This window comes from Lachnoclostridium phocaeense (genome assembly GCF_959599685.1).
In the GTDB taxonomy this organism is placed as follows: domain Bacteria; phylum Bacillota; class Clostridia; order Lachnospirales; family Lachnospiraceae; genus Claveliimonas; species Claveliimonas monacensis.
In genome coordinates, this window is the sequence record NZ_CAUGIN010000049.1 from 1 (window position 1) to 12129 (window position 12129).

13 protein-coding genes are annotated in these 12129 nt (G+C 52.5%); 12 read left to right on the forward strand and 1 reads right to left on the reverse strand.

Annotated elements, in window-relative coordinates; translation table 11 throughout:
- The first annotated feature begins 326 nt into the window (after positions 1-326).
- The 4 genes from Q5911_RS14365 (at position 327) to Q5911_RS14380 (ending at position 4083) form a co-directional block, all read left to right on the forward strand.
- Positions 327-1244 carry a hypothetical protein gene (locus Q5911_RS14365; protein ID WP_303183813.1) on the forward strand — a complete coding sequence of 306 codons (918 nt, stop codon included), beginning with the start codon at positions 327-329 and terminating at the stop codon, positions 1242-1244.
- 127 nt (positions 1245-1371) lie between these two features.
- Positions 1372-1713 carry a PadR family transcriptional regulator gene (locus Q5911_RS14370; RefSeq protein WP_076779180.1) on the forward strand — a complete coding sequence of 114 codons (342 nt, stop codon included), beginning with the start codon at positions 1372-1374 and terminating at the stop codon, positions 1711-1713.
- Positions 1700-2206, forward strand: coding sequence for a permease prefix domain 1-containing protein (locus Q5911_RS14375; RefSeq protein WP_303183815.1), 507 nt, complete (start codon positions 1700-1702; stop codon positions 2204-2206). Before Q5911_RS14370 ends, Q5911_RS14375 begins: the two co-directional genes overlap by 14 nt.
- A 338-nt stretch (positions 2207-2544) precedes the next feature.
- On the forward strand, positions 2545-4083 hold the full coding sequence (locus tag Q5911_RS14380) for an ATP-binding cassette domain-containing protein (RefSeq protein ID WP_303183816.1): 1539 nt from the start codon (positions 2545-2547) through the stop codon (positions 4081-4083).
- A gap of 43 nt (positions 4084-4126) precedes the next feature.
- Here the strand turns inward: Q5911_RS14380 and Q5911_RS14385 are convergent, their stop codons facing one another.
- Positions 4127-5410: an L-cysteine desulfidase family protein gene (locus tag Q5911_RS14385; RefSeq protein ID WP_303183817.1), complete on the reverse strand. Its 1284-nt coding sequence runs from the start codon at positions 5408-5410 to the stop codon at positions 4127-4129.
- A gap of 174 nt (positions 5411-5584) precedes the next feature.
- Here Q5911_RS14385 and Q5911_RS14390 point away from each other — a divergent pair, with 174 nt between their 5' ends.
- From Q5911_RS14390 to Q5911_RS14425, 8 genes are all read left to right on the forward strand, one after another.
- The gene (locus Q5911_RS14390; RefSeq protein WP_303183818.1) at positions 5585-6286 is read left to right on the forward strand and encodes a response regulator transcription factor; all 702 of its coding nucleotides are present in this window, start codon (positions 5585-5587) and stop codon (positions 6284-6286) included.
- The gene (locus Q5911_RS14395; protein ID WP_076779171.1) at positions 6276-7325 is read left to right on the forward strand and encodes a sensor histidine kinase; all 1050 of its coding nucleotides are present in this window, start codon (positions 6276-6278) and stop codon (positions 7323-7325) included. Before Q5911_RS14390 ends, Q5911_RS14395 begins: the two co-directional genes overlap by 11 nt.
- A gap of 125 nt (positions 7326-7450) precedes the next feature.
- Entirely contained in the window at positions 7451-7783 is a 333-nt protein-coding gene (locus Q5911_RS14400; RefSeq protein ID WP_033126041.1) for a hypothetical protein, read from the forward strand.
- A 113-nt stretch (positions 7784-7896) separates the two neighbouring features.
- Positions 7897-9069, forward strand: coding sequence for an N-acetylglucosamine-6-phosphate deacetylase (gene nagA / locus Q5911_RS14405; protein WP_303183821.1), 1173 nt, complete (start codon positions 7897-7899; stop codon positions 9067-9069).
- 5 nt (positions 9070-9074) lie between these two features.
- Positions 9075-9794, forward strand: a complete 720-nt coding sequence (locus tag Q5911_RS14410; RefSeq protein ID WP_303183823.1) for a DUF5714 domain-containing protein — start codon at positions 9075-9077, stop codon at positions 9792-9794.
- A gap of 168 nt (positions 9795-9962) precedes the next feature.
- Positions 9963-10157 carry a hypothetical protein gene (locus tag Q5911_RS14415; RefSeq protein WP_303183825.1) on the forward strand — a complete coding sequence of 65 codons (195 nt, stop codon included), beginning with the start codon at positions 9963-9965 and terminating at the stop codon, positions 10155-10157.
- 122 nt (positions 10158-10279) lie between these two features.
- Complete coding sequence (gene tyrS / locus Q5911_RS14420) at positions 10280-11500, forward strand: tyrosine--tRNA ligase (RefSeq protein ID WP_303183828.1); 1221 nt, start codon at positions 10280-10282, stop codon at positions 11498-11500.
- 15 nt (positions 11501-11515) lie between these two features.
- Complete coding sequence (locus tag Q5911_RS14425) at positions 11516-12040, forward strand: flavin reductase (RefSeq protein WP_033127029.1); 525 nt, start codon at positions 11516-11518, stop codon at positions 12038-12040.
- Positions 12041-12129: the final 89 nt, after the last annotated feature.

A 12129-nucleotide genomic window follows, 5' to 3' on the forward strand; every position in this document is an offset into this window, starting at 1 on the left:
CGAACGGCACGTACGGTGGTGTGAGAGGGGAGAGAAAATCTCCCCTACTCGATTGATTTGAGAGGAGGAAATATTCCACAAGATCATGCATGGGATTTTGTGCACTATTCCATCTTGCCGATTGTCATAATTCTGTGTATAATGTAAACCATTCACAGAGGAAATCTTTCCTTTGAGGCTGCCAGGGCAGCTATTCTTATTTATCATCATCCGGCGCATGTCCGGGGCGGTTTCCGCCAGAACCATTCCTTTTTACAAAGTCTGCAGACAAGGGAAAAGGTTGCAGTACGTTGTCTTTATGTCTATAATGGAGGTATAATATTTCTATGAGCAGAACCAGAAAAGTAAATATTGTAAATGTGGATGACTCAGAATATCCCACCGCTGACCGGGAGTATAAGGACCGGCTTTTCCGGCTTGTATTCAGCAATAAGGAGGATCTTCTGTCTCTGTACAATGCCGTGTCCGGCACAGAGTACGAGGATCCGGACGAGCTGGAGATCAACACGCTTGGCAATGTTCTCTATCTGTCCATGAAAAATGATATTTCATTTCTTGTCAGCGGCACCTTGAACCTGTACGAGCATCAGAGTACCTGCAATCCCAATATGCCTATGCGGGGGCTTCTATATTATGCAAAGCTGTACGAAAAGATCATTGCACGGAACAATATCAACATCTACGGCTCCAGCGCAAAAAACTTTCCGTTCCCACAGCATATTGTGTTTTACAATGGTACGGACAGCCAGCCGGACCGGACGGTCCTTCGTCTGTCTGACCATTTTGAGAAGGGCGGGGAGGGGAGAACTCCGGCCCTGGAATGCATCACGGTAATGCTGAACATTAACTATGGCCATAACCGTGAGCTTATGGAAAAATGCCGCAGGCTTAAGGAGTACGCGATTTTTGTGGACAGGGTGCGGAAAAAACTGGAGGCAAAGAAGCCTCTGGAAGAAGCGATCATGCAGACGATAGACGACTGCATCCGGGATGAAATTCTGAAGGACATCTTAATCCAGCAGAAGGCGGAGGTAGTACAGATGATACTGGAGACATTTGACCAGGAGAAGTATGAGAAAGCAGTGAAAGATGAGGCTTTTGAAGACGGAAAAGCAGAAGGATATAAGCTGAGACTGGTAGACATGGTAAAGAAAAAACTGGCCAGGGGAAAGACGGCGGAGGAGATCGCCCAGGACCTGGAGGAGAGCAAAGAGACGATCCAGGAGATTATTGACCGGATCTAGTCTGCAGAAAGTGAGCCTGGCGGCTTGACATAGGTAGATGTTCGATATATTATATAGATAGTCGATATATCGAACATCTATATGAATGACTCCCCTGTATGGGGGAAAAGGAAAGGAGGCCGGGTTTATGGCAGTGGAAAAGAGTCTGATTTCCGGGAGCACAGCTATGCTCATTATGAAACTTCTGGAAGAGAAGGATATGTACGGCTACGAGATGATCGAGACGCTGCGTGAGAAATCAGAGAATGTGTTTGAACTGAAAGCGGGAACTCTGTACCCTCTTCTGCACACGCTGGAGGAAAAAGGATATCTCACCTCCTGGGAGCAGGACGCCGGTGGGAAGACGCGGAAATACTACGGGCTCACAAAGGCCGGAAAAAAACAGCTTGCGAAAAAAGAGGAGGAGTGGAAGGAGTATTCCAGGGCTGTGGTGAAAGTTCTGGGAGGTGCATGCCATGAATATGCATAGCTACATTGAAATTGTGTCGGAACAGATCCGGTGCAGGCGGGCAAAGCAGATGATCCTGGAGGAACTTGAGGGCCATATCGAGGATCAGAAGCTGGATTACATGGCAGATGGAATGAACGCTGCTGAGGCGGAAGAGGAGGCTGTGCGCCAGATGGGTGATCCGGTGGAGACAGGGATGTATATGCTCCGGTATCTGGGAAGCTTTCCGGTGGTTGTGCTGACTCTTCTTGTGGGAGTGTTTCTGGCACTGCTTATCAGAACGGTCCTGGGACAGCGAAACCGGCTGGGCTTTCTGCTGGGGCTGGCGGCTGTGCTGTTCCTTTCTGTGCAGGTAGTATGGTATATCGGAATGAATGCAGGCGTTTTTCCGGTGACAGAAGCCTACATGCCCTTCTATACCCAGGGAGGGGCCAACCTGTGCGTGACTTATTTCTATGCCGGTATCCTTCTCAGTATATACCGGAACAGCAGCGTGGTGAAAAATGAAAGGTAAAACAGAAGTCATAAAACAGAAGTCAGAGGTTGACAGCCAGAAGGGTCTGTGCTATTTTGTACAGGAAGAATGTACATGCAAAGGGGTGAAAGGATGAAGAATTTCTGCAGATAATATATGAAGTTCATATAGGCGTGACAGATCCGCCGGGGAAGGAACCGTGGTGGACATGTTTTATGCGCATGCAGAAATGAAAATCCTTGTATCCAGATAAATAGAATCCGTAAGAGGCGCGCAGGGCGCAGCTTTGTATGGAAAGAGACTCCGGATGGAGTTTTTCGGGCACGGGAATTTTCCCGTGCTTTTTTGTATGCGCTTTGAAAAGGAGGGATCACACAATGTCAATGATACAAGTCAGTCATCTGACGTTCTGCTATGAGGGAGGAATGGAGCCGGTTTTTGAGGACGTGTCCTTCAGAATTGATACGGACTGGAAGCTGGGACTTACCGGCAGAAACGGGCGGGGAAAGACGACGCTTCTTAAGCTCCTCATGGGAGCATATGAGTATACTGGAAGTATCCAGGGGGATGTGCAGATGGAGTATTTTCCTGTCCTGGTGAAAGATGGGAGCAGGGATGTCATAGAGGTGCTGGAGGAGGCGGACCCGTCCTGCGAACTGTGGAAAATCTGCCGGGAGCTGACATGCCTGGATATGGATCCGGGGATCCTGTACAGACCTTTTGACTCTTTAAGCGGCGGGGAGCAGACCCGGGTTATGATGGCCGGGCTCTTTGCCAGAGAGAACGCCTTCCTGCTGATCGACGAGCCCACCAACCATCTGGATATGGAGGCCAGGGAGAGTATGATGCGCTATCTGCAGGGAAAGAAAGGCTTTATCCTCGTGTCCCATGACCGGTATTTTCTGGACGGGTGTGTGGATCACATTCTGTCCATTAACCGGTCAGATATAGAGGTCGTCCGGGGGAATTTTACCACGTGGCAGGAACAGAAAGAGAAGAAAGATACTTTTGAGCTGGGAGAGAATGAAAAGCTGAAAAAAGATATCCGGCGCCTGGAGGCAGCGGCTGCCCGCACGGAAAGGTGGTCGGACGCTGTGGAGAAGACAAAGACCGGAACAAAGATCGGAGGACTGAAGCCGGACCGGGGAGCCATCGGCCACAAGGCTGCCAAAATGATGAAGCGCTCCAAAAGCATGGAGAACAGAATGCTGACGGCAGCGGAGGAAAAAAGGAAGCTACTGAAAAATGTGGAGACGGCGGAGGATCTGAAGATCTGTCCTCTTACGCATCACAAAAACAGGCTGGTGCTTATGGAGGACGTCACCCTGTCCTACGGCAGCCGCAGAGTGCTGGAGGGGCTCAGTCTGCATGTGGACCAGGGAGAGAGGGTGCTTCTTTCGGGGCGCAACGGCTGCGGGAAATCCAGTGTGCTGAAAGCGGTTCTTACGTCCTGGATGGATGGTGAGGAGGCCGGCGGGATGCAGGCGGCTTTGCCGGCAGAAGCAGGGGAGCTGCGGATCACCGGCGGACGCATCCAGCTTGCCCCCGGGCTTGTCATATCCTATGTGCCCCAGAACCCTGCCGGCCTGTCGGGTGATTTGAGGACTTATGCAAAAAACAGAGGCCTCTCCCTGTCTCTTTTCATGGCGCTTCTTCGGAAGATGGATTTTTCCAGGCTGCAGTTTGAGAAGAAGATGGAGGACTACAGTCTGGGGCAGAAAAAGAAAGTGCTGATCGCAGCCAGCCTCTGTGAGCAGGCTCACCTGTATATATGGGATGAACCCATGAACTATATCGATATCTTTTCCAGGAGACAGATTATGGAGCTGATACAGAGATACAGCCCCACCATGCTCCTGGTAGAGCATGACAGGGATTTTGCCCATCATGCGGCCACGAGAATGGCAGGGCTGTAAATACAGCGCGTATGTAAAAAGTATGTAAGTGAAGAAAGGTATGTCAGATGGAAGACAGGTCTGTCTTTCCGATCATCATGTTCAAGATCTCGATATCCGTCTGGCGCATACCTTCCCGGCCCATGTATCCGATGGCCTTTACCGTGTCCTCAGCCGTGTCCATGGCAAGTCCTTCGCCGGCCTCAAAGCGGAAGCCTTTCATGGCCAGGCTGTGGCCCAGGAAGGCGGCCTGCAGGGAGGAGAAGATTTTGGCGGCGCAGCTTGGCTTTGCGCCGTCGCAGGTGATGCCGCCGGCATTGACAATGGTGTTGATCACTGTGTTCTCGATCTGTTCCGCGGTGCCGCCGCACAGGTAGGTAATTCCCGCGCCTGCTCCGGCTGCCGCGCAGACAGCTCCGCAGTAGGCGGACAGGGGACCGATATAGCGCTTCTGATCCTGGGCTGTCAGATTGGAAATGCACAGGGCCCGCAGAAGCTTCTCGTGTGATGCGCCGGTGGAGCGGGCGTATTCAATCACCGGGAGAGAGCAGGTCATGCCCTGGTTGCCGGAGCCGGAGATGATGATCACCGGCAGGGAACAGCCGCTCATGCGGGCGTCTGATCCGGCGGCGGCTCTGGCTATGGACTTCCAGCGCACATCCTGGCCGAATGTTTCCAGGATCGTCCGGCCCACGCCGGCGCCCCAGTTGTTTTTCAGCCCTTCCTCAGAGATGGCCATGTTGTACTCGATCTGGCGCTCCAGACAGTCCTTTACCAGATCCAGATCCACTTCCTCTGCAAATGTGATGATATCATTTAGATTAAGAAGGGATTTGTCTGTCATAGCCTCCTGGGAGACGGCTTCTTTCTCAAAAAGAACAGCGCCGTTCCGGGAGATGAAGGTAATGTTTGTGTGGGTCTGCTCGATCCGCACAACAGCGGTTTCCGCCCCTTTAAAAGCGTGGATTTCAATATAGAGGTTGGGAACCCCTTCCTTGAGAAGGCAGGTGCAGAAGCGGTCTTTCAGAAGCGCGGCCGTGCGCTCCCTGTCTTTTTCCTGGACGCTCTCCAGCACCTCCAGCACCTTGGAGGCATCCCCGCCGGCAGCGCCCAGGATGACAGCGGCTTCCACGCCTTTGAGACCTCCCGAGTTGGGCACTTTGACGCCTTTCACATTCTTGATGATGTTGCCGCTGCACAGGGCTTCCATACGGTCCGGAAAATCGCCCAGCACGTCCACGGCTTTGGCGGAAGCGTAGGCAAGAGCGATAGGCTCCGTGCATCCCAGGGCGGGCACAAGCTCCGTCTTCAGTATTTTCACATAACAATCATAGGTTTTCTGGTTCATGTATACATTCCCCTTTGTATTTGAAATTTTACTAAAGCTACTATAACAAAAAAGGGAAAGGTGTACAATCCATCTCCGGCCGGAATTTTCCCAAAAAGGATTGTGATGCGGGAGGGCCTGTGTTACATTCTAAGCAGGATATGTCAGAAGCAGATCAAAGAGAGGGAGAAAGATATGGATAAAAAAGCGAAAATACTTGTGGCGGACGATGAAAAAGAGATACGCGGCATACTTGGCATGCTCCTTGCGGAAGAGGGGTATGAGGTGGTGGAGGCGGCAGACGGCCAGGAGGCGGTGAACCTGGCGGATGACACCATTGACCTCTATATCCTGGATGTAAACATGCCCGGAATGTCCGGGTTCGCGGCCGGGATGGAGATACGAAGGAACTACTATGCGCCCATCATTTTTCTCACCGCATACTCCGGCGAGGCGGACAAGAGAATGGGTTTTGATGCGGGGGCGGACGACTATATGGTGAAGCCGTTTTCCAATGCAGAACTTCTGATGCGGGTGGGAGCGCTGCTGCGAAGGAGCCGAGACTATGCAAGAATGCAGTACAAGGCGGAGGAGGCGCCGGCAGATGAACTGACTTACAAAGATCTGAAACTGGACATGGACCGCCAGTCCGTCTGGAAAGACGGGGAGATGATTATTCTGACGCACACAGAGTACCGGATTCTGGAGCTGCTTATCAGCCACAGGAAAAAGATCTATTCCCTGGACAATATTTACCAGAGCGTCTGGGAGGATGACGCGGTAGGGGATACAACGATCATGGTACATATCAAAAACATCCGGAAAAAGCTGGGGGATGATTCCAGAAATCCAAGGTATATCAAGACGGCCTGGGGAAAGGGGTACTATGTGGAATAAAAAGGGAAAAAAGCCGGCCAGGGCGAAGAAACTGGCGGGAGAGATTTTTGAGTATCTGGTGCTGTCGGTCATTGTGGCTGTCTTTACTTTTTTCTTCCTTTATCTCACCTCCCAGTCCATTGTGGAGGTCTACCTGGACAGAAGGCAGATCATTCCCGAGGGGATCGTGTATGCGGCTATAGGGGTCTGGCTGAGAGGAGTGTGCATTGCCGCGGCTGTGATCGTGTTTGTCATTCTGTTCCTTCTTCTTCTGGGGCGGAGACTCTCCTATCTGATACAGATCATAAACGGCGTGGAGAGCATGCAGAAAAGAGAAGATGTACAGATCCCGCTGGAAGGAGATGATGAGCTGACCCGGCTGGCAGAGAGCATCAATTACCTTACAGCCACCAGAAAGGAGATCAGCCGGAGAGAGCAGGAGATGAAGGATGCAAGGGAAGCTTTCATACGTTCCCTCTCCCACGATATCCGCACGCCTCTTACCTCTGTCCTGTCCTACACGGAACTGCTGGAAAAAAGAGAGACAGTCACGAAGGAAGAGATGCACAGCTACATGGAGCTTGTCCGGTCCAAAGCCATACAGGTGAAAGAGCTGATGGATCAGCTTCTGGACGGGCGATCCGGGACATGGGAGAAGGTGGAAGATATCCGCTTCCTTGCGGAACAGCTTGCCGCCGGGTGGGAGGAGCTGCTGGAGGAGCGGTTTACATGCAGGACCGATCTCTCCGGGTGTGGTTCTTTCCCGGGGCGGGCGGACATATCTGCCCTGCGTCGCATCGTGGATAACCTTATTTCCAATGTGGAAAAATATGCAGATCCGGACAGGGAAGTGGTGCTTGTCATAGAGAGCAGAGGGAACGAGCTGAGGATCCTCCAGGAAAATGGGATCCGCAGGACAGAGGGACAGGTGGAGAGCAGGCAGATCGGCCTGGAGAGTATAAAGGAGACCGCGGCTGCCTACGGCGGAGAGGTACAGGCCGGCCCCGAGGGAAATGTGTTCCGGATCAGAATTACATTAAATATTCCGGCGCTTCTTTAGAATTCTTCAGAATCATATGCCAGGTTTCTTTATAAAGCCATGATATTCTGTATACCAGAAAGGGATATGAATCCCGCCTCCCGGAAGGGAGGTAAACAATAAATGTATACCAGGAGGAAATAAGAATGGCATTAGGATTATTATTAATTTTTTATGTGGGAATCAGTGTGATCAGCATCGGAGGGCTTCTCGGCCTGTACCTTGTAAAGGGAGAAAAGGTAAAAAAAGTACTCTTTTATCTTATGTCTGCGTGGGGCATCGCTCTTTCGGCGCTTCAGGCAATTTCTCTTCCGACGAACTGGATTGCTCAGCGCGTGATGGGGCTGGCCCCCGGCGTTCTGTGCATCGCGGCTCTGATCGTGCATCTGAAAGCCGGAAACGGCAGACAGAAGATGGCGGCATACCTGCTTCTGACGGTGGCCGTGGCAGCAGATGTTCTGCAGTTTATAATTCGATAAGATTTTTCGCGGAGGCTGAATTTTTCAGTCTCCGTGTTGTTTGTACAGGCAGAGTATACTATAATGTTCTCAGCACAGTCTGTCCGGAGGGGACAGCGGAAGGAGAAAGAGATATGCGTATCAAAAATGTAAAAGTATACAGGGAAGATAAATCTTTTGAAGAAGGGGAAATCTGTATCAGAGACGGGCTTTTTGCCGCTCCTGGGGAAGAGACGGAAAATTCCGGGGAACAGGAAGAGACGCTGGACGGGGAAGGATGCTATGCCATTCCCGGACTCATAGATATCCACTTTCACGGATGCATGGGGCATGATTTCTGCGACGGCACAGAGGAGGCCATAAAGGAGATCGCGAAATACGAGGCCTCTGTGGGAGTTACAGGCATCAACCCGGCTACCATGACGCTGCCTGTGGAGGAACTGGAGGAGATCCTGGCCACAGGAGCTGCCTACGGCAAAAAGCAGCAGGCCCAGCCGGATCCGGCGAGGGCGGACTTCCTCGGCGTGAATATGGAAGGACCCTTTATCAGTGAGGAGAAGAAGGGAGCCCAGGACGCCAGAAATATCCGTCTCTGTGACGTGGAGATCTTCCACCGTTTCCAGAAGGCGGCGGAAGGGACAGTCAACTATATCGGCGTTGCGCCGGAGAAGGAGGGCGCCCTGGAGTTTGTGGAGGCAGTGAAAGATGAAGTCCATGTATCACTGGCCCATACCAATGCGGACTATGACTCTGCAAAGGCGGCTTACGACAGAGGAGCCTGCCACGCAGTGCATTTATATAATGCCATGCCGGCCTTTACACACCGCGCTCCCGGCGTGGTGGGAGCAGTGGCGGACAGCCCCCACGTGATGGCGGAGCTGATCTGTGACGGCGTGCACATCCATCCGGCGATGGTCCGGGCTACCTTTAAGATGCTGGGCGAAGACCGGATCATTTTCATCAGCGACAGTATGCGGGCCACAGGGATGCCGGACGGGCGGTACACCCTGGGCGGCCTGGATGTGGATGTGAAAGGAAACCACGCCACCCTTGTGTCTGACGGGGCTCTGGCAGGCTCTGCCACTAATCTTATGGACTGTATGCGCACGGCCGTAAAGAAGATGGACATTCCTCTGGAGACAGCCGTGGCCTGCGCTACCATGAACCCGGCAAAAAGTTTGGGAGTTTACGAGACCAGAGGCTCCATCACACCTGGAAAGAAGGCGGATCTTGTGCTTCTTGATAAAGATCTGCGTCTGAAGGCTGTCATCAAGGATGGAAACGTACTGACAGAGACAGGAAGGTAGAAGTCATGGAAGAGAAGAAAAAAGGAGGAAGAGGGGGCTGCCTTGTCTGCGGGCAGGAGCTTGTGTACTGCCAGGAGGCGGTGGACATGACCTGCGTCTTCTGCGGGAAAAAGGAGAAGAGCCACGCTTCCTGCCGGGAAGGTCACTATGTCTGTGACGCCTGCCACGCGAAGAAAGGATTGGAAGCGATACAGGCCCTGTGCCTGGAGACTTCCCTTAAGGATCCTGTGGCCATTGTGCAGCAGATCATGGCGGATCCTTATATATACATGCACGGGCCGGAGCATCACGTGATGGCAGGGGCAGCTCTCCTTACCGCCTGCCATAACTGTGGAGCCGGGCTGGATCTGGAGGAGGCCCTCCGGCAGATGGAAGAGCGGGGCAGCCAGGTCCCCGGCGGCGCCTGCGGGTTCTGGGGATGCTGCGGCGCAGGGGTGAGCACCGGTATTTACATGAGTATTCTCACCGGAGCCACGCCTCTATCGGGAAATTCCTGGGGGCTTTCCAACCGGATGACAGCCAGGGCGCTGGATGCCATCGGCAGGATCGGCGGTCCCAGATGCTGCAAGAGGGATACCTTTACGGCGTTAAAGGAAGCAGTTCTCATGACAGGGGAAGAGCTGGGTATTCAGATGGAGCTGCCGGAGAAGATCATCTGCAACTTTTCCGGGGAGAACCAGCAGTGCCTCCGGAAGAAATGCCCTTACTATAAAGGGAAAGTGTGACAGGCTGACCGGGCGATTTTGCCAAACAGGCTTGACAAATGCAGCCGGATAGGCTAGGATGACAGTCAGACAGAAACATACACAAAAGGCTTGGAAAAGAACAAGTAGTATCCGGGACACCCGTACAGAGAGCAGCCGGCCGCTGAGAGGCGCACGAAGGAACCGCATATGAATACGTCTTGGAGCCTCACACCGAACACCGGGAAGAAAGCGGAAGCCAGACAGAAGGCAGAAGCGGATCGGCAAGTAGGCTGTGACGGGTTGGCGCGCGTTAAAGTGCCAGGCTGTGATCCGAAAAGTAAGACACATGTGGATCTGACAGGGGAGCAGCCGGATGAGACCGGTGCCGCGAGGCACAGGTGAAGCAAGGTGGTACCGCGATAAGAGAACTCGCCCTTACTGTGAAAACAGTAAGGGCTTTTTTTGACCACTTTGCGGTATTGCGGGAAAGAAGCAAAGTATAAAAAGAGTAAAGGAGAAAAAACATGGGAATTTACGAAGAACTGCAGGCAAGAGGGCTCATAGCCCAGGTGACAGACGAGGAGGAGATCCGGGAACTTATCAATAACGGAAAGGCAACTTTTTATATCGGATTTGACCCCACAGCAGACAGCCTTCATGTGGGACATTTTATGGCGCTGTGTCTGATGAAGCGCCTCCAGGAGGCAGGCAACCGACCCATCGCCCTGATCGGCGGGGGAACCGGATACATCGGAGATCCCTCCGGAAGATCTGACATGCGCTCCATGATGACGCCGGAGCAGATCCAGCACAACTGCGACTGTTTCAAGAAACAGATGAGCCGGTTTATTGATTTCTCCGAGGGCAAGGCTCTCATGGTGAACAATGCGGACTGGCTTTTAGATCTCAATTACATTGATCTGCTCCGGGAAGTCGGCCCCCACTTCAGTGTAAACCGTATGCTGACAGCAGAGTGCTACAAGCAGAGGATGGAGAAAGGATTAAGCTTCCTTGAATTCAACTATATGATCATGCAGAGCTACGACTTCTACGTACTGTACCAGAAGTACGGCTGTAACATGCAGTTCGGCGGGGATGACCAGTGGAGCAACATGCTGGGCGGTACAGAGCTGATCCGCCGCAAGCTGGGCAAGAACGCCTGCGCCATGACCATCACTCTGCTCCTCAACTCCGAGGGCAAGAAGATGGGCAAGACCCAGAGCGGCGCTGTCTGGCTTGATCCCAATAAGACATCACCTTTCGAGTTCTACCAGTACTGGAGAAATGTGGCGGACGCGGACGTGCTGAAATGTATCCGTATGCTGACATTCCTGCCGCTGGAGGAGATCGACAAGATGGACACCTGGGAGGGCGCACAGCTCAATACGGCAAAAGAGATCCTGGCATACGAGCTGACCAAGCTGGTACACGGCGAGGAAGAGGCCGCAAAGGCACAGGAGTCCGCAAGAGCGCTCTTCAGCCAGGGGGACGCAGCCAACATGCCTACCACAACCCTTACAGAAGGGGATCTGGAAGATGGCGCTATGGATATTCTGACCATGCTTGTGAAGGCAGAGCTTGTGCCTTCCAAATCTGAGGCCAGAAGAGCCGTGCAGCAGGGCGGCGTGTCCGTGGACGGCGAGAAGATCACCAACATTCACGAAGTGTTTACAGCGGACGCATTCAAGGCAGGCGTTGTGCTGAAGAAAGGAAAGAAGAACTTCAGGAAGATCGTGATGGAGTAAAAGGAGGAATAGAAGATGGCATTTAAAGAAATGGACATTCACCAGCTGCAGTTCAACCCCTTCGACAAGATCAGTAAGCAGTGGATGCTTGTGACAGCCGGAGACAGGATGAAATCCAATACCATGACTGCAAGCTGGGGCGGCGTGGGCATCATGTGGGGCAAACCTGTGGTGACTGCGTATATAAGACCCCAGAGATACACAAAGGAATTTGTAGACGGCAGCGACCGTTTTACCATTTCGTTCCTTCCCGGGGACAAGCGGGAGGCGCTGAATATCTGCGGCGCCGTGTCCGGACGGGATGTGGAAGATAAATGGGAGGAGGCAGGGCTTCATCCTTTCTATGTAAATGAAAAGACGCTGGAGGAGACCACAGCAGTGGAGGAGGCGGAGATGATCTTCGTGTGCCGGAAGCTGTATGTCCAGGAGATGTATCCGGAGTGTTTTGTGGATACAGAGTGCGATACAAAATGGTATCCCCAGAATGACTACCATACCATGTACATCGGAGAGATCGAGAAGGTGCTGGTAAAAGAATAAAATATTCGTATTGAAGAAGAGCAGGTCCTTTAAAGGCAATGTCATTTAGTTAAGACATTAGCGGAGCGGTTCTTACAGAGCAAGGTATA